This is a genomic window from Mesorhizobium sp. B2-5-13 (assembly GCF_006440535.1).
GTDB classification, from domain to species: Bacteria; Pseudomonadota; Alphaproteobacteria; order Rhizobiales; family Rhizobiaceae; genus Mesorhizobium; species Mesorhizobium salmacidum.
Genome location: NZ_VFUI01000031.1, coordinates 1 through 18,668, shown reverse-complemented (window position 1 = coordinate 18,668; position 18,668 = coordinate 1). Strand labels below are relative to the sequence as shown.

The following is an 18,668-nucleotide window of genomic DNA, read 5'->3' as shown; positions in this document are numbered from 1 at the left end:
GCCGGCCCAACGCAACGGCGAGGGGCGGACCTGTGTTCGCCCCTCGCCCAGTTTTGTTTTGACGCAATTTCGGACGAAAAACCGTTTCACACTTTTTCTGGAATTGCTCCAGTTTCACGTTCCGGGTGATTTTTTGACCGCCATGCCGAACAGATTGACTTGGCTGACCCGTTTCACCGGGATGATGCTTGCGGCGCTCGTGGGCCTTGGCCTCAGCGCCTGCAAGATCCTGCCGACGCCCGTGGCGCAAGGCGAAAACAATGCGCCTGCCTTCAAACCGGACAAGATGGTCGAGGACATCTGGGCCTCGAAGGTCATACCCTATCTCAAGCAGAAGGCCGGGCCGTTTGCCGAGGTCCATGCGTTGGCGAAGACCGATCCGGCGGCGGCCGGCGCCAAATACGGCAACCCCAGGAAGCAGGCGAATTCGCCATGGACCTTCGCGGTGCGTGTCGAGGGCAAGATCATCGCCGCCAACACGCAGTCGCGCGCGGCAACGATGGACATTGACGTGGATGGCGACGGCAAGGCCGATGCGCGCGTCCAGATCGGGCCAGCGATGCGCGGCACGGCACTGCGCGACAGCCTCGATTTCGTCCAGTTCAACGACTTCACCAACCAGATCGACTTCGCCCAGTTCGGCAAGGCTTTCAACGCCTATGCGGACAAGGCCGTGCTGTCCAAACTGCCGCGCGAGGCACTTGAAGGCCGCGCCGCCAAGGTGATCGGCGCTTATACGATCGAAGGTGGCCAGGACCTGCCGCTGGTGACTCCGGCGGAGGCCGAGATCGGGCCGAAGCCATGAGCCCTGGTCGCGAGGTCATCCTCAAGCTGGAGGACGTCTCGAAGGTCTATGCCGGCACGGTGGCGGTCAAGCAGGCGAACTTCGAGGTGCGCAAGGGTGCCGTCAACGTGCTGGTCGGTGAAAACGGCGCCGGCAAGTCGACGCTGATGAAGATCATCGCCGGCGTCGAGCAGCCGACCGCCGGCCGCATCCTGCTCGAAGGCGAAGAGGTTTCCTTCTCCTCATCGGGAGATGCGGTGGCGCGCGGCATCGGCATGGTGTTCCAGGAGCTGAACCTGTTCGGCAACATGACCGTCGCCGAGAACATCTTCGCCACACGCGAAATCACCAACCGGCTGGGCAAGATCGACCGCAAGGAGCAGGAAAAGCGGGCGGGCGAATTCCTCGACCGGCTCGAAGCCGGCATCCGGCCAGACATGTTGGTCGAGGATCTGCGCATCGGCCAGCAACAGCTGGTCGAGATCGCCAAGGCGGTTTCGCTCGACGCCAAGATCCTGATCATGGACGAGCCGACCTCGGCATTGAGCGCGGCGGAAGTAGAAATCCTGTTCAAGGTGATCGCCGACCTCAAGGCGCGCGGCGTCGCCATCGTCTACATCTCCCACCGGCTGGAAGAACTGATCCGCATCGGCGACACCGTCACCGTGCTGCGCGACGGCCGTATCACCGGCCAGGAGGAAATGAGACGAGTCGACACGCAGTGGATCGTGCGGCAGATGATCGGCTCGGATGCCAAGGATTTCGCCAAGGCCGACGGACATCAGCCCGGCGAGGAAATCTTCCGCGCCGAGGAGATCTGCCTGCCGCGCGTTACCGGCGGACTGGCGGTCGACCATGTCTCGCTGTCGCTGCGCGCCGGCGAAATCCTCGGCATATACGGGCTGATGGGCGCTGGGCGCAGCGAGCTGTTCGACTGCATCATGGGCCGTCATGGCCATGCCAGCGGCAAGATCTTCATCGCCGGCAAGCAGGTGAAGGAGCGCGACACGACGCGCCGCATCCAGCGCGGGCTGGCATTGATCCCCGAGGACCGCCAGCGCGAAGGGCTGGTGTCGATCCTCTCGGTCGCCAGCAACCTGACGCTGGCGAGCTTGTCGCGCTTCGTCAGCCTGTTCCATATCCGCGGCGGCGCCGAGCGGCAGGCCGTCGTCCAGATGGTTCGGGAACTGGCGATCAAGGTCGCCGATCCGGCGCAGGAAGTCTCGTCACTGTCGGGCGGCAACCAGCAGAAGGTGGTGATCGGCAAGGCACTGCTCACCGAACCGAAAGTGCTTTTGATGGACGAACCCAGCCGCGGTATCGATGTCGGCGCCAAGGCCGACGTCTTCCGCACCATGCGCAAGCTTTCGCGCGACGGGCTCGGCATCCTGTTCGCCACCTCCGATCTCGACGAGGTGATGGCGCTGTCCGACCGCGTCGCGGTGATGAGCAATGGCAGACTGACTGGCATGTTCGACCGCGCCGAGGCGACGGAAGCGGCGATCGTCGCTGCGTCGGCGCTGGGCCACGGACCGGCACATGGAGAGCAACGCTGATGACTGACATTCCGGCCAAGGCGGCCGCTCCTTCCGCCTCCAGCGGTTCCGCGCTGCTGACGCTGATGAAGCTCAGGACCTTCATCGCGCTGATCGCGGTGCTGGTGTTCTTCTCGATCGCCGCGCCGAACTTCCTGTCGGCGGCGAACCTGATCCTGATGGCCAAGCACGTAGCGCTCAACGCGTTCCTGGCCATGGGCATGACCTTCGTCATCATCACCGGCGGCATTGATCTTTCGGTCGGCTCGATCGTCGGCCTGTGCGGCATGGTGGCCGGCTATCTCGTGCTCAACGGCATCGACCTGCAGATCGGCTACACCGTCTATTTCAACGTCGTCGAGATCGCCCTGATCACGCTTCTGGTCGGCATAGCGATCGGCGCCGTCAACGGGCTGCTGATCACCAGGCTCAACGTCGCCCCCTTCATCGCCACGCTCGGCGTTCTCTATGTCGCGCGCGGTTTCGCGCTGCTGTCCTCCGACGGCCGCACCTTCCCCAACCTCGTCGGCAAGCCGGAACTCGGCACCACCGGCTTCGGCTTCCTCGGCGCCGGCCGGCTGCTCGGCTTGCCGGTGTCGATCTGGATCCTGATCGTGGTGGCGCTTGGGGCTGCCTATCTCGCGCGCTACACCCCGCTCGGCCGGCATATCTTCGCCGTCGGCGGCAATGAGCGCGCGGCGCGGATCTCGGGCGTGCGCGTCAACATGGTCAAGATGTTCGTCTACATGTTCTCCGGCTTCTGCGCCGCGATCGTCGGCCTGATCATCTCGTCGGAGCTGATGGCCTCGCATCCGGCGACGGGCGAGAGCTTTGAACTGAATGCCATCGCCGCGGCGGTGCTTGGCGGCACCTCGATGTCGGGCGGGCGCGGCACGATCGGCGGCACCATCGTCGGCGCCTTCGTCATCGGCATCCTGTCGGACGGGCTGGTGATGATGGGCGTGAGTTCTTTCTGGCAGATGGTGATCAAGGGGCTGGTCATCATCGTCGCCGTCGTCGTCGACCAAGCGCAGCGCCGGCTGCAGCAGCGCGTCACCCTCATGCAGATGGCAAAGGTGGGTTGAGCATGGCGAGCTTAAGTGGAGCGCTGATCGGCTGCGGCTTCTTCGCCGTCAACCAGATGCATGCCTGGCGTGACATCGAAGGCGCCGCGATCGTCGCCATCTGCGACCGCGATCCGGAGCGGCTCAGGCTCGTCGGGGACCAGTTCGATGTCGCACGGCGCTACACGGACGCAGCCTCGATGTTTGCGGCGGAGAAACTCGACTTCGTCGACGTCGCCACCACGGTGGGCAGCCATCGTGAGCTGGTCGAGATGGCCGCCGCGCACGGCATTCCCGTCATCTGCCAGAAGCCGTTCGCGCCGACGCTCAGTGATGCCAGGGCGATGGTGGAGGCCTGCCAAACAGCCGGCGTGCCATTGATGGTGCATGAGAACTTTCGCTGGCAGTCGCCGATCCAGGCGGTGCGCGCCGTACTCGACAGCGGCGAGATCGGGACGCCCTTCTTCGGCCGCATCTCCTTTCGCTCCGGCTATGACGTGTTTTCCGGCCAGCCCTATCTGGCGACGGGCAAACGCTTCATCATCGAGGATCTCGGCATTCATATTCTCGACATCGCCCGCTTCCTGCTCGGCGATGTGTCGAGCCTGACCGCGCGGACCGCACGCATCAACCCGGCCATCGCCGGCGAGGATGTCGCCACGATGCTCATGGACCACGCCGGCGGCGCCACTTCGGTGGTCGATTGCAGCTATGCGACCAAGCTCGCCGTGGAGCCGTTCCCGGAAACACTCATCGAACTCGACGGCAGCGACGGCACGATCCGGCTGGCGCAAGGCTACCGGCTGACCGTCACAGGCAAAACCGGAACCAAGGTGAGCGACCTCTCGCCGCCACTGCTGCCCTGGGCCTCGCGGCCTTGGCACAACATCCAGGAAAGCGTTGCCGCCATCCAGCGGCACTGGGTCGACTGCCTTGCATCAGGCCAGGAACCGGCTACTTCAGGCGCGGACAATCTGAAGACCTTAGCCCTGGTCGAGGCGGCCTATGCCGGTGCCGCCAGCCGAGAACCGGTGCGGATCGACGCGCTGCTCAGATGACGGCTGAGGCTTTCCAGCTCTACGGCACGCGCGCGGCCGAGCCTAAGCCGGTCACGTTGCGCGCGGGCGCGCTGAGTACGGAGCTGGTCAACGGCAATCTGCGCACCATCCGCCATGGCGGCATCGAAGTGCTGCGCGCCATCGCCTATGTCGTGCGCGACCGCGACTGGGGCACATACGAGCCTGATCTGACAGATCTGGCGATCGATCAGGAGGATGACCGTTTCTCAGTCAGCTACACGGCAAGCTGCCTCGGCCCGAACGGCAGCCGGCTCGGCTTCCGCGCCACGATCGAAGGCTCCGCCGACGGCAGGCTGGTGTTCGATGTGACCGCGTTGCCAGTGAGCGATTTCGAAACCAACCGCTGCGGCTTCTGCATCCTGCACCCGATCGCCGGTCTTGCCGGCAGCCCGGTGACGGTCGAGCATAGCGACGGCGGGGTAGTCGAGACGGAACTGCCCGATCTGATCGACCCCTGGCAGCCGTTCAAGGATTTGCGCGCCATCACGCATCAGGTGCGGCCCGGCGTTGTCGCGCAATGCCGGATGGATGGCGACACATTCGAAATGGAAGACCAGCGCAACTGGTCTGACGCTTCCTACAAGACCTATGTGAGGCCGCTGGCGCTGCCATGGCCCTATGTGCTGCCGGCCAGACAACCCCTGCGTCAGACGATCAGCCTGCAAATCACCGGCGACGCCAACGTGCCTGCCTCGGCAGTGGCGGCCGAACCCGTCCGCGTCGAACTCGGCAAGGCCGGCTCGAAGCTGCCTGACATCGGCGTGGTGATCTATCCCGAGGATGTCGAGGCGGCACTTGCCGACCTGCCGGTGCTGGGAAGGCTCGGTCCGCGGCAGCTGCTTTTCCACTTTGATCCGACGCGAGGCCACGGCCTCAACGCGCTGCGCGCCCATGCCCGGCTCGCCGCCGCCTATCCTGTTTCGACGACGCTGGAATGCGTGGTCGCCTGCGCCGGCGATCTCGACGCCGAACTTTCCGATGTCGCCGATATGGTACGCCGGGCAGGCCTGCGGCTCGATGCTGTCGCGGTGTCTCCTGCGGTCGACCGCCAGTCGACGCCGCCGGGCAGTGCCTGGCCGGCATGCCCGCCGCTCGAGGACGTCTACACGGCGGCGCGCCGCGCCTTTCCCGATATCCGTCTCGGCGGCGGCATGTTCAGCTATTTTACCGAGCTCAACCGCAAGCGCGTTCCGGCCCACCAGCTCGATTTCATCACCCACTGCACCTGTCCGATCGTGCATGCCGCCGATGATCTCAGCGTCATGCAATCGCTGGAGGCGCTGCCCTTCATCATTCGGTCCACTCGGGCGATCTTCGGGACAAAGCCGTACCGGATCGGGCCATCGACGATGGCCATGCGCCAGAACCCCTATGGTGGCGCGACCAAGGACAATCCGCAGGGGCAACGCATCGCCATGGCGAACCGCGATCCCCGCCATGCCGCGCAGTTCGCCGCCGCATGGACGATCGGCTATGCCGCGCGCGTCGCGCCGGCGGGCCTGGAGATGCTGACACTGTCCAGCTTCAGCGGGCCGTTCGGCGTGGTCGCGGGATCAGGCGAACCCGTCGCGCAAGGAACGCCGCGGCCGATCTTCCAGGCCGTCGAAGGGCTTTGTGAGTTGGCCGGACTGACGCATGTTTCCGCCATGACGAGCGACGAGACTCGGGTCCTGGCGCTGGCCGGTCGCTCTGTCTCGGGCAGGACCATCGTCTGGCTGGCGAACCTGACGGCGAATGATGTGTCCGTCGATGTTTCGGCGCTTGGCCAGGACCATCTCGTGATGTCGTCCTACGCCACTATGCGGGTCGGCTAGAGCTTCACTTCTCGGAATTCATCACATAGAGCGCACGCGAGCGTTCGAGGTGCTTGACCATCGCCTTCTCGGCACCGTCGGCATCCCGGTGCTCGATGCGGTCGATGATCTCCTCGTGCTCGGTCAGCGTGTATTTTTCCTTGCCGGTCCAGATAAGCATTTCAGTGTGGTATTCCTTCAGCCAGCCCAGCGTGGCTTCGCTGACGGCGACATAGATCGGATTGCCTGAAATGGACGCGATCTGGGTATGAAACTTCATGTCGGCGGAGATGAAGGCCTCCGAATCGCCGCGCGCGGCGCGCTGCTCGGCCACGGTTGCCTTCAGCAGTTGCACATCCTCCGATGTGGCCTTTTCCGCGGCTTCCCTGACCATGCCGCGTTCGAAAAAGATGCGCGCGGTCTTCAGGTGCTCCAGCGTGTCCCTGGACGAAGACAGGATGATCTTGGCCGCGCCGTCGACCTGCTTGATGATCGACTTGGCGGTCAGTTGCAGCACCTTGGCGCGCTCGCCATGCGAGATGGCGACGAGCCCCATATTGTTCAGCGCCTGCATGGCTTCACGGATCGCCGGTCGGCCGACCTCAAAGCGCTCCATCAACTCGCGCTCGGACGGCATGTCATCGCCGGGCTGCAGTTCGCCGCTGGTGATCAGCCGCTTCAGCCTTGCAAAGACTTCGTCGGAAAGTTTGCGCCGGACGATCGGCTCCGAACGGTTCATCGTCGCGAATCACTCCCTTGACCCAGCCCTATCTAGCATTGCCGCTGCGATTCCTGGAATGCCCGTCCGCTGACCGGACTGTAGCCGCCAATTGGGATAGTGCTTGCAATACTTATGTACTCATTATACCAGATTTCCTGCGCGACGAAACTTTTTTCGAACCCTTTTCGACCGGCCGACGTCCATGATCACTTTGACCTACCGCATCGAGACGGCCGGCAGCATCGAGTCGCTGGCGGCCAAGATCGCCAGCGACCAGTCGACCGGCACCTTCGTCGCGCTGCCGGGCGAGACGGAGGAACTGAAGGCTCGCGTGGCGGCGCGCGTGCTGGCAATCCGCCACCTGCCTGATGCCGCGCAGCCGTCTCTCCCGGGATCCGGCAACGGACCGTTCAGGCGCGCTGATGTCGACATCGCCTTTCCGTTCGATGCCATCGGCACCGACCTTGCGGCACTGATGACCATTGCCATCGGCGGCACATATTCGATCAAGGGGCTCACCGGCATTCGCGTCATCGATATGAAGCTGCCGGAACAATACCGGGGCGCCCATCCCGGACCACAATTCGGCCTCGCTGGCAGCCGCAGGCTGACCGGCGTCGAGGACCGTCCGATCATCGGCACCATCGTCAAGCCGGCGCTGGGCCTCCGGCCGCGTGAGACGGCCGCGATGGTGGGCGAACTGATCGAGGCCGGCGTCGATTTCATCAAGGACGACGAGAAGCTGATGAGCCCTGCCTATTCGCCGCTGGCGGAGCGGATAAAGGCGATCATGCCGCTCGTCCTCGACCATGAACAGAAGACCGGCAAGAAGGTGATGTATGCCTTCGGCATCTCGCATGCCGATCCCGACGAGATGATGCGCAACCACGATCTGGTGATCAAGGCCGGCGGCAATTGTGCCGTGGTCAACATCAACTCAATCGGCTTCGGCGGCATGGCGTTCTTGAGGAAGCGCTCCGGCCTGGTGCTGCACGCCCACCGCAATGGCTGGGACATCCTCACCCGCCATCCCGGCCTCGGCATGGATTTCAGAGTCTGGCAGCAGTTCTGGCGGCTGCTCGGCGTCGACCAGTTCCAGATTAATGGCATTGCCTCGAAATACTGGGAACCAGATGCATCCTTCGTCCGCTCCTTCAAGGCAGTGACCACGCCGATCTTCTCGCCTGACGATTGCGCGCTGCCGGTGGCCGGTTCCGGCCAATGGGGTGGACAGGCACCCGAGACCTATGAACGCACCGGGCGAACGGTCGATCTCCTTTATCTCTGCGGCGGCGGCATCGTCAGCCATCCGGACGGACCAGGCGCCGGCGTGCGCGCCGTGCGTCAGGCCTGGCAGGCGGCTGTGGACGGCATTCCGTTGGCCGATCATGCCCGCAGCCATGCCGAACTAGCGCGGTCGATTGAAAAATTCGGCGATGGCAGGGCGGCCTGACAGCCATGCAAGACCTGCTGCTCAGCTACTATGGCGACGACCTCACCGGCTCGACCGATGTGATGGAAGCACTCGAGCTTGGTGGCGTTCCGACCGTGTTGTTCATGCGCCAGCCGGACGCCGAGCAGCTTGCACGGTTTTCGCACTGTCGTGCGGTTGGCCTCGCTGGCACCAGCCGCAGCGAGACCCCGCAGTGGATGGACACGCATTTGCGTGACGCGTTCGCCTGGCTGAAGGCGCTGAGAGCCGAGATCTGCCATTACAAGGTCTGCTCGACCTTCGATTCAAGTCCGGTAATCGGCAGCATCGGCCGGGCAATCGAGATCGGCCGCTCGGTCTTCGCACAGGACAGCGTGCCTATGCTGGTCGGCGCACCACAGCTCAGACGCTACACTGCCTTTGGCCACTTGTTCGCGGCCTATCGCGACCAGTATTTCCGCATCGACCGTCATCCGGTGATGAGCCGCCATCCGACGACGCCGATGAATGAGTCCGACCTGCTGATTCATATGTCGCGACAGACCGGACTCTCCTTGGGATTGCTTGACCTGGCGACGCTGCAGTCCACATCGCGATCGCAGGCATTCGATCGCCTCGTGGAGAACGGTGCCGCCATCGTTCTTATCGACGTCGATAACCGGGAGACCCAAGCCCTTGCTGGCAAGGAAATATGGCGGGTTCGCAAACCGGGCGGTTCCATCGTCGTCGGCTCGTCCGGAATCGAATATGCGCTGTTGACCGAGTGGGCGTCGAGGGGCATCGCCAACGCTGGGCCACGCTTTGCGCCGCCGGGTGCCGTCGACCGGGTGGCCGTCGTGTCGGGCAGTTGCTCGCCGACCACCGAACGACAGATCCGGCATGCCCTGTCCGACGGTTTCGACGGCATTGAGGTCGACCCTGTCGAATTGGTTTCGGAGGGGTCGGTGCAGGCGATTGCGCGTGCGGCGGCAAAGGGCCGCGCCAGTCTGCAAGCCGGGCGCAGCGTCATCCTCTATACGGCACTTGGCCCCACCGCCGACAGGGGCGCCGAAATCGACCGGGAGGATGGTGCCCGCCACAAGCTTGGCCGCGGCCTTGGTGCGCTGCTGCGCCAATTGACGGAGGAGCAGAGTTTGCGGCGCGTGATCATCGCAGGCGGTGACACATCAAGCCATGCGCTGGGACAAATGGGTGTAGACGCGCTGACCGTCAGGATGCCCCTGCCCGCCTCGCCCGGTTCCCCGCTTTGCGTAGCCCATTCCAGCATCGATGCGATCGACGGACTGGAGGTCGCGTTGAAGGGCGGGCAGGTAGGAACCGACCGCTATTTCTCGTCCATCCGTGATGGCCTTCAGAATTGACCATGACGTTGCGCTGGGACATTGCGAACCCTGGGGAGACATGCACAGTCGATTAGGGTTTGCGCCTGAGCACCAAGCGAGCACATGTCTGCTCGAAAGTCGACCGGCAGAGCCCCCCCGGAACAGGCCTTTAGAATAAGCATTGGTTGAGCGACGACCGCTTTCGAAAAAGGCTGCGCTTCGCCAGGAATGGCAGACATGCTGCGCAAGCGAGCCACCCCGCCTGACTGCTCAAAATGACCGCTTTCGGGGACTGGCTACGGCGGGCTCTACAACTGATTGAGGCGCATTGCGGACCCGCCTTTGCGCACGCCAAACCGCAGCCTCCGCGATCGCACCAGGAAAACCTCTCGATCCGGGTATTGGTCGTCAGGAGAAACCGTTCTTGAGCGCCTACTGTCCAGCATGTCGCTGGTTAGATGAGAGGAAGTGAATCTAACCAGCGATTACCTTTGGCGAGACAAACCTGCTCTCGACAAAACGGCTTCGCGCGATCTGTCGAGGGGTCGGCATCTTCTGCGTCTCCCGGATACCAGAGCCAACAAATTCGACGGGTCCACTTATGCGGCCGAGCTGAAGCATTTCCGGTTTGGGCGATTGCGCGGGATGTAGGACTAGAGATGCAGCTTAAGCCGCAAAAACTGCCGCCGACCTCGAACGCAGCAAACCACAGCCCTTGGTTATGGCCTGTTAGACAAGCCTATTTGCACGCCGTTGTACGCCAAAACCCTCTGTCGGGCTGAACGGGATTTGCTTCCGAAGCAACGACGTGTCAGATCAACCAACGGTCCGGAAGAGGGCAGCTGAATCTCTGCTATTGCCGCGGTTCCCTACTCCCACTCGATTGTTTCCAGCCCAGCTAGCTCATTGATCCATCTGGCTTTTTCTTATTTGTGACGCACAACACCGATCAACGGGCCGTCAAAAAGTTAGGTTTCTGATTTTAAAGAGAAAATCGATTAGAAAGTATTTTTGAGATTTCGCCAACTATCGGGATCAATCGGACGATTTTCAACCTCTCGGCACCGCGCTCCAATCTTGAAAAGTACCGTCATCGATGCACTTTGAGGTCGACAGTTTGTGTCGCTATTACTCCTCGGCAAGGTGGAGAGCCTCTTCTTCTCCGCGAAATAGATGTCCAACAAAGTGTCGACGACGAGGTTCGTTCAGGCCTTTGGTAGAGGCCTTTTTTTACTGACACCTGGTTGTCTTCCCTTTTTTCAGTGCCTCACAAGCCTGGCGGACAAGAAACCAGGTCGCAGCAATGCTGTCTCATTGAGATTGGACCAGCATGCCAATGAGCTTGTGGCCGGTATGCGCAGATGCGAAATCGCTTCGTCGAATCCCGACAGCGAAGCTTGGGCAGATCGAGGTCGCCAGCGATGTCCAGAGCACCATGCACAATGTCCATATCTCCGGCGCCAAACCGGTTACGCAAAGTCTATCTAGGACCGCTCCTTCGCCCGCTTTGAGGTCTCGTTGCCCGCGAGGTAGACTGCTCGCATGACCTTCAGGCTTATCTTCCTCGGGACCTCGGCCAGCGTGCCCTCGGCCGAGCGCAATCACCCGGCGCTGCTCGTTGAAGCCGGCAGTCAACGGGTGCTGGTCGATTGCGGGGAAGGCACCCAGCGTCAGCTTCTGCGCAGCGGCGCCGGATTCAGGCGACTTGATCGCCTGCTCCTCACGCACGCGCATTTCGACCACGTGCTCGGGATTCCAGGCTTGTTCTCGACGCTTCGGCTCCGGCAGAGCAAGAACCATGTGACCATTCATGGTAGCGCAGACACTCTTGACGTCGTCGCCCGCATGCTCGCTGGCCTTTGGGGTGAGGGACGCGCGCCGATCCCGCTGCAACTCGTGCCGCTTGCCCCCGGACGCGTGTTCGAGGTGGATGAGTTCACCGTCGATTGCTTTCAAGTTCGCCATCGCGACACCGACAGCTATGGCTTCGTCTTCGAGACGCCGGCGCGTCGTCACCTCCGTTCGGACCGCTTGGTAGCTCTCGGTGTGCCAGACGGTCCGATCCGGAAGGATTTGGCCGAAGGCCGCTCAATTTCTCTCCCCGACGGCCGAACGATTGCTCCCGAAGCAGTCCTCGGGCCACCCGGGGCTGGCAAGAAGCTGGTCATAGTAGGCGACACCGAAACCACTGATGGATTGGCCGACAAGGTGAGCGGCGCCGACCTGCTTGTCATCGAAGCCACATTCCTGCAACGAGATGCAGCGATGGCGCGCGACTACGGACATCTGACAGCCGCGGAGGCAGCATCGCTGGCAGCGACCAGCGATGTAAAGCAGCTCGTTCTTACGCACATCTCCGGCCGCTATTGCGACGAAGAAATTCTCGCGGAAGCCGTTCAGGCGTTTGCGAACAGCCTTATCGCAACGGATTTAACCACCCTCACCGTCTAGTGGCAGGGCCATGACATTCAGAATTGGCGTTATCTCGGACACGCACGGCTTGCTGAGGCCGGAGGCGGCGCGTTGCCTGGCCGGGGTCGACCACATCATTCATGGAGGAGACATCGGTCGCCCTGAGATCATCACGGCGCTTCGCTGTATCGCGCCGGTTACCGCGATCAGAGGAAACGTAGACACCGGTGGCTGGGCGCTCCCATACGCGGAAACCGAGCTCGTACGCCTCGCCGGGCGAGCAATCTACGTGCTTCATGATCTCAAGACGCTGCAGATCGACCCGGTTGCCCAGGGCATCGACTTGATCGTGTCCGGTCACTCGCATGTGCCGAGGATGGAGACAGTGGATGGCGTGCTTTATTTGAATCCGGGCAGCGCTGGCCCACGACGGTTTAAGCTGCCTGTCACCCTTGCGGCGGTCGATATCACTCGAGATAGCATAGAGCCTTCGATATTGAGCTTGGCAAGCGGCTGAACCAATTCACCGCGCACATCACGCCCGCACCTATATCCGAGTGTCTCCTCGATTTTTCACAAGATGGCAGGCGCGCCGCAAGGCGGAGACACGGATTCTTCGCGATTTGTTGACGGGAGTTCTCGCCGCGTGCGGTGATGGACTGATCCGTCATTTCTGGCGAAACGCTGAGTGGAACGACACAACCAGCGGCCCTAGAATGTAGTCGAGCGCCGTGCGTTGCTCGGTAACGATCATGACTGACGCCGGCATGCCCGGATAAAGCGCGATCTGTGGGGCTGCGGCCAATTCCACCGGATCGACCGCTACGTCCGCGAGATAATAGGGGAAGCCGGTCTTGGTGTCGGTAATGCGATCCGCCGAAATGCGGGCGACGCGTCCATGAATTATGGGTATCGAACGCTGCTTATATGATGTGAAACGAACTTCGGCGGCCATGTCGGGACGCAGGTTCGATATATCGTCGACGCGAACCTGTGCCTGGACGATCAGTGAATTCTCGGTCGGCACGATGTCAAGAATGGTCTGGCCCGGCGCCACGATCGCACCGATCGAGAAAACGCTGAGATCCATCACCTGGCCATCATAGGGCGCACGCACTTCGGCCCGGTCCATGGCAGCCTGGGCGGCGAACATCTTGGGTATGAGGTCGGACAGGTTCGATTGCGTATCGATCAGCATGGCCGACAGCTTGGTCCGGCGCTCATTGGTCAATTGTGCGATCTGGCTCTCGAGTTCGGCTTTGCTCTGTTGGCTGCCGCCGATGGCGCCGAGATTATCGTCGATCAAGCCCTGCAAATCCGAGGCCGACCTTTCCAGTTCCAGGATGCGTGGGCGGGTCGTCAAACCGGCCTTGAGCAGCTTCGACAGGCTGGCCTTCTCGCCGATCGTCGATTTGAGCTGGGCCCGGTAGGATTCGACCCGAGACTGCTTGCCCCGTATCTGCTCCTCGAGCTCGGCAATGCGCCGCTCGAGGATCTGCCTTGCGCCGGCCATCGAGGCGCGTTGGCTTTCCAGGTCGGCGATCTGGTTTGCCATTGCGTCCTTGAGGTAGTCCTGGTGCTCCTTGAGGATGTCCTTGGGAAAGGCAACCGCCTCGCTGCCGTCCAGTTCGGCGCGGATCCTGGCATCGGTGGCGCGCAACAGTGCATATTGCTGGGCATAGAGATTGAACTCGGACCGGATCCTGGTGTCGTCCAGCTTCAGCATTATGTCGCCCTTCCTGACGACGTCGCCATCCTTAACGCGGATCTCCTTCACCGTACCGCCGTCGAAGTGCTGGACGCTCTTGCGATTGCCTTCCACCTTGACAATGGCATCGGCGAGCACGGCACCGTTCAGAGGGGCAAAGGCCGCCCAGCCGCCGAAAATGCCGAAAAAGGCCATTATGATCAGCAGGCCGATATAGGCCGGCACCCGGATGGAATCCGGAGCCAGGATGCCGGCCTCGCCGGGCAGGCTATGGTAAGTGAGGGCACTGTCGCTCATCGATCTCTCCGACCACCACAGCTCATTGGGTCGCCACTGCCATTGGAGCCGCGCGCTGGTTGAGCAGCGCCACGATCTCGTTTCTCATGCCGAACGCCTCGACGGCGCCATCGCGCAACAGCAGGATCTTGTCGACATTCGCCAAGGTCGAGGGCCGGTGCGAGACGATGATAACAGTGCTGCCGCGGCGCTTGAGCTCGATCGCGCAGTCGCTCAGCGCGCGATCGCCATCGGCGTCTAGATTGGAGCTCGGCTCGTCGAGAATGATCAGGTTCGGCGTTCCAAACACCGCCCGGGCAAGAGCAATCCGTTGCCGATATCCTCCCGACAGCACGGCGCCGCCCTCGCCGATCTGCGTCTCGTAGCCCTGCGGCAGTCGGATAATCATCTCGTGTACGCCGGCGAGCCGCGCGGCCTCGATCACCTCCTGGTCGACATTGGTCTTGAAGCGCCCAATGTTGGCGGCGACGGTATCGGAGAAGAGTTCGATATCTTGCGGCAGGTAGCCGATGTGATCACCTAATGCGTCGTGCCCCCATTGCGACAGGTCGGCGCCATCCAGCCTGACCGTGCCGCGACTGGGTTGCATGACGCCGGCAAGGTGGCGCGCCAGGGTCGACTTGCCGGCGCCGGAGGGGCCAACGATTCCGAGCGCCTCGCCTGCTTCCAACCGAAACGACACGTCGCGCAGAAGCACTTTCTGCTGGCTTTGAATTGCAAAGCTTACCTGCTCGACGGAAATCATGCCGCTGGGCTTCGGCAGGTTGAACGCTCTTTCGTTGCGCGCACCCCCGTCGACCAGCCTCTCGACCCTTGCCAACGCTGCCCGCGCCAGGATCAGGCTGCGCCAGAGGCCGACGATCTGCTCGACAGGCTGCAACCCCCTGCCCAGCAGGAGGCTCGCCGCGAACATGGTGCCGCCGGTAATCTGCCGTTCGATGACCAGATAGGCGCCGAGACCGAGGATCAGCGATTGCATGGTGAGCCGCAGGAACCGGATGAGGCCCGACATCAAGGCGGCACGGTCGCTTGCCTCCGCCTGGCGCCGCAGCGCGAGGTTGCGGTCGCGCCCCCAGCGGCGGATGAGACCGTCGATCATCCCCATGGCGCGAACGACTTCGGAGTTCCTGAGGCTCATCTCGGTGAAGTTATAGTTGTTCGTCGCCAGCTCGTTGGCCTGCTTCAGCGGCGAGCGCACGAGATACTCGTTGAGAACGGCCATGCCGATCAGAAGCAACGAGCAGCCCAGCGCGAAGAAGCCGAGCCACGGATGCAGCAGGAAGATGATGCCGATGTAGATGGGCGACCATGGCAGATCGAACAAAGCGTGGATGCCGCTGCCGGTGATGACCTGCCTGAACGTATCGAAGTCGCGGATCGGCTGGCTCGGCGAGGAGCCGGGCGATGGGTTTTCGACTGACGCGGCCAGGATCTTTGCCGAAAGCAGCCGGTCGAGCCGGGCGCTGGCACGCGTCAGGATCCAGGCGCGGACAAGGTCGAGACCCGCCAGCGAAAGGAAGGCTGCCAGCAACACCAGGGTCAGCATCACCAGCGTGGTTTCGCTGCCGCTGGTGACAACCCGGTCGTAGATCTGCAGCATGTAGAGGGGGGAAGCGAGGTAGAGCAGGTTGATCGCGAGGCTGAATGCCGCCGCAACCAGGAAATAGCGGCGGCATGCCCGAAGCGCATCCTTCACAATTCGAGACTTGCTATCCACTTCCAGAACCCCACTTGATACTCGTCAGGTCAGGGAGCCGCCGTAGCCGGCGGCCCTTTTCGCTCACACCACGAAGTCGCTTGAAATCGCTCCATTGCCGATGCCGGTCAGCGTGAATTCCGCCGGATTGTACGAAACGACGGTATGACCCTGGCCGTCATCGGCAAGCTTGAAGGCGTTCGCATCATAATTGCCGACCAGATGCAGCGCGGCGCCGTGGGTGCCGTCCGAAACGGTCAGCGTTCCGCCGCTGCCATCCTGGTTTGCCTGATAGACGGCCGTCGTTCCCGCACCGAACAGGATATCGCCGAGGTCCAGCCTGTCATCATTGGTGATGCCCCCGATCCGTCCGCTGTAGTCGAAAGAATCGTCGAGTTGCAGCATGCCGGCAGCGTCGTGTCCGAAGGTGACGTCCGTCGACGAGGCGCCACCGAATTCCAGCTTCGACAAATTGCCGATGGTGGCGTCGCCGTCGCCGGTAACCTGGCCGTGGATCACGATGTCGCCGCCATTGGCCCAGAGCATGCCTGAATTCGCCAGGCCGCCGGAGACCGTCAAGCCGCCTGAACCCGTTGCCTCGAGCGTTCCGGAGTTGGTGACGACGCTGCCACCGGTATCGATGACCAGCGCGTGCGAGCCGGTGGCGATAATGGTGCCCTGGTTGTCGATGCTGAGCATGCCGCCGCCCAGCTGGCCGGCGCCCGAGATCGTGTTGTCGACGTTGACCAGAGTGACGTCCGGCCCTGTGCCGGAAATCATGTTGGCGGCGCTGTCGGACAGCAGGATCTGCCCGCCCCCCTGCAATGTCACGCCGTGCTGGATGACCTGCAGCAGCGTATCGCTGCCGGTCGAGTCGAGCGAGATGAGGCCGCTGTTGTTGATAATGCCGCTGAGCGGCAGCAACGCGCCGTCGCCGATCGTCATGGTGCCTGAATTGTTGACCACAGGCGTCTGGTCGAACACGAAATTACTCGCTGTGAGTGCGCCCGAATGCACGCCGTCCAGCGTGATCGACTGTCCGTCGCCGAGTGCGATCACCGCATTGCCGTTGGCATCGTCGGCGATATGCGTCTGGAGGTCGGCGAAGTCCGCCAGTCCGTTATAGCCGATGAGATCGATCTGGTCGGCGGCCGCATCGAAATTGTGCACCGTGTCGGCGCCAATCGGTTGCGAGAAGACGAAGAGATCATTGCCGTGCGAGCCGGTCAGCACGTCGTCGCCGGACCAGGCAAAGATCGGCGAACCCGGTGCATAGGCCTCGACATTGTCGGCTATCGACGCGGTGCCCAAGGTGCCGTCGGCATTGATCCAGGTCATCTGGACATCGAGAACGGCGGCGCCGGTAAAGTTCACCGGCGTGGTGACGGTCAGCCCGTGCAGGTCGTTGGTCTGCGTCGTCCAGCTTCCGTCGGCATTATGGGTCGCACCGTCGATGGTCCAGCCCGAAGGCACATCCTTCACCGTGACGGTGATGAGGGCACCTTCATGCGAGGGGTCGGCGAGAGCAAGGTTGATGGGCTCGCCGGAGGTGCCGGCGGGTTTAAGGGTGCCTTGGCTGGCGCCGGTGCTGAGATTGCCCGCGCCGTCTTTGAAGGCCCCTGCGGCAAAAGTTGCCGTGTAGGTTGTGCCGTTATTGGGCTTGGTCACTAGGAGAGTATACGTATCAACTGTGTTGCCGCCGCCATCGGTCGTTGTGCCCCATGTGCCCGTGGTCGAGACCAGGAGTACGCTGTTCGACAGCGCCAGCTTTGTTGAATCGAAGAATGAGTGGTTCATCCCCACTTCGCTAAACGTGACAACGAGCGTGCTCGGCGCGTTGTTGTTCCCCTGAACACCGCTGATTAAAGTAATATTGGGCGGCGTGGTATCGCCACCCGTCACGTTGATCGTCGCGGTGGCGCTGCTGGTATCCGCGCCTCCATTGGCCGTGCCGTCTCCATCCACCAACGTGTAGGTCACCGTCTTGGCGATGGTGGCGCTGGTCGCGTTGGCATAGAGGATATGATCGGCGAGGGCCTGTGTCGCGGCCTGCGTGGCGTTTGCATTGAAGGTGACGACGAGGCTTGTCCCGCCTGTTCCGCCGGTGAATGTACCGATGGTCGTGCCGCCATAGGTGACGTTGGTGCCGGTGACACCGATCTGCCCGACCCCGGTACCCTGGTTCTGGATCGTCAGCTGGTCCGCCGCTGTGCCGTTTGTCGTGAAGGCGACGGTCAGCGATCCGCCACCGAAGTTGTCGGAGTCGATATCCGTTACTGTTCCCGCAGGAGCGATGGCGGTCGCCGCGGATCCAGCCGTGTAGCTCAGCGACGCCGATGCTCCGGCCGCGGCGCCGTTGAGATCAATTACGGGTGCGTCATTGGTGCCATGGATCGTGACCACAACGTTTTGAGTGGTCGAACCGCCATGATTGTCCGCAACCGTGACCTTATAGGTCTCCTGAATGGTCTGGCCCGCCGCCAGGAACTGAACCGCCGCGTTGTTGACGCTGTAGTTCCAGGTCCCGGTGCCTCCAGTGCCGCCGGACGTATCCAGAGTCTTTGCAGGGCTGAGTGAGCCGAGTTGACCCCCGCCCGCATTGGTTGATGACAAGAAGCTCGCGCTCACGGTGTGGGTGTCGGTCAGGTCCACGTCAGCGAAGCTGATCGTGCCCGAGGTGGTCTCGGTCGCACCCGCCGGACTGTCTTCCGTCACCGACCCCGTTGCGGTCGCCGTCATTGTCGGATTGTCGTTGGTGCCGTGAATGGTGACGGTGACCAGCTGGCTGGCGGTGCCGTCGGAGGAGACGGCGGTGAAGCTGTCGG

At 62.5% G+C, this 18,668-nt stretch carries 13 protein-coding genes; 9 read left to right on the top strand and 4 right to left on the bottom strand.

The genetic code is table 11. The features are described from left to right. Nucleotides 1-142: 142 nt before the first annotated feature. Genes FJ434_RS27775 through FJ434_RS27755 form a run of 5 tightly spaced genes read left to right on the top strand, consistent with a single transcriptional unit; the run spans nucleotide 143 to nucleotide 6,276 of the window. Entirely contained in the window at nucleotides 143-805 is a 663-nt protein-coding gene (locus tag FJ434_RS27775; protein WP_140752335.1) for a DUF2291 family protein, read from the top strand. Then, a complete protein-coding gene (locus FJ434_RS27770) occupies nucleotides 802-2,340 on the top strand; it encodes a sugar ABC transporter ATP-binding protein (RefSeq protein ID WP_140510414.1) in 1,539 nt (512 codons plus the stop codon). Before FJ434_RS27775 ends, FJ434_RS27770 begins: the two co-directional genes overlap by 4 nt. Beyond that, complete coding sequence (locus FJ434_RS27765; protein ID WP_140752333.1) at nucleotides 2,340-3,404, top strand: ABC transporter permease; 1,065 nt, start codon at nucleotides 2,340-2,342, stop codon at nucleotides 3,402-3,404. Before FJ434_RS27770 ends, FJ434_RS27765 begins: the two co-directional genes overlap by 1 nt. A gap of 2 nt (nucleotides 3,405-3,406) precedes the next feature. Then, nucleotides 3,407-4,441, top strand: coding sequence for a Gfo/Idh/MocA family oxidoreductase (locus FJ434_RS27760; protein WP_140718143.1), 1,035 nt, complete (start codon nucleotides 3,407-3,409; stop codon nucleotides 4,439-4,441). Next, nucleotides 4,438-6,276: a hypothetical protein gene (locus FJ434_RS27755; protein ID WP_140752331.1), complete on the top strand. Its 1,839-nt coding sequence runs from the start codon at nucleotides 4,438-4,440 to the stop codon at nucleotides 6,274-6,276. Before FJ434_RS27760 ends, FJ434_RS27755 begins: the two co-directional genes overlap by 4 nt. 4 nt (nucleotides 6,277-6,280) lie before the next feature. Here FJ434_RS27755 and FJ434_RS27750 read toward each other — a convergent pair whose 3' ends face one another. Continuing rightward, nucleotides 6,281-6,994 carry a transcriptional regulator NanR gene (locus tag FJ434_RS27750; RefSeq protein ID WP_140752329.1) on the bottom strand — a complete coding sequence of 238 codons (714 nt, stop codon included), beginning with the start codon at nucleotides 6,992-6,994 and terminating at the stop codon, nucleotides 6,281-6,283. A 184-nt stretch (nucleotides 6,995-7,178) separates the two neighbouring features. On the opposite strand from FJ434_RS27750, the gene oiaX reads away from it, so the two are divergent. From oiaX to FJ434_RS27730, 4 genes are all read left to right on the top strand, one after another. Continuing rightward, the gene (gene oiaX / locus FJ434_RS27745) at nucleotides 7,179-8,429 is read left to right on the top strand and encodes a 3-oxo-isoapionate-4-phosphate decarboxylase OiaX (protein ID WP_140510422.1); all 1,251 of its coding nucleotides are present in this window, start codon (nucleotides 7,179-7,181) and stop codon (nucleotides 8,427-8,429) included. Between the two features lie 5 nt (nucleotides 8,430-8,434). Then, nucleotides 8,435-9,769 (top strand): four-carbon acid sugar kinase family protein, encoded by a 1,335-nt coding sequence (locus FJ434_RS27740; RefSeq protein ID WP_140752327.1) that lies wholly within the window; start codon nucleotides 8,435-8,437, stop codon nucleotides 9,767-9,769. Nucleotides 9,770-11,272: 1,503 nt separating this feature from the next. Next, nucleotides 11,273-12,181: an MBL fold metallo-hydrolase gene (locus FJ434_RS27735; protein ID WP_140510426.1), complete on the top strand. Its 909-nt coding sequence runs from the start codon at nucleotides 11,273-11,275 to the stop codon at nucleotides 12,179-12,181. A 10-nt stretch (nucleotides 12,182-12,191) separates the two neighbouring features. Then, entirely contained in the window at nucleotides 12,192-12,659 is a 468-nt protein-coding gene (locus tag FJ434_RS27730) for a metallophosphoesterase family protein (RefSeq protein WP_140746887.1), read from the top strand. 150 nt (nucleotides 12,660-12,809) lie between these two features. Here FJ434_RS27730 and FJ434_RS27725 read toward each other — a convergent pair whose 3' ends face one another. From FJ434_RS27725 to FJ434_RS27715, 3 genes are all read right to left on the bottom strand, one after another. Beyond that, nucleotides 12,810-14,147: an HlyD family type I secretion periplasmic adaptor subunit gene (locus FJ434_RS27725; RefSeq protein ID WP_140752325.1), complete on the bottom strand. Its 1,338-nt coding sequence runs from the start codon at nucleotides 14,145-14,147 to the stop codon at nucleotides 12,810-12,812. A 22-nt stretch (nucleotides 14,148-14,169) separates the two neighbouring features. Continuing rightward, entirely contained in the window at nucleotides 14,170-15,864 is a 1,695-nt protein-coding gene (locus FJ434_RS27720) for a type I secretion system permease/ATPase (RefSeq protein WP_140752323.1), read from the bottom strand. Nucleotides 15,865-15,927: 63 nt separating this feature from the next. Next, nucleotides 15,928-18,668 (bottom strand): VCBS domain-containing protein (locus tag FJ434_RS27715; RefSeq protein ID WP_210242302.1); only part of this gene is annotated, 2,741 nt, incomplete at its 5' end.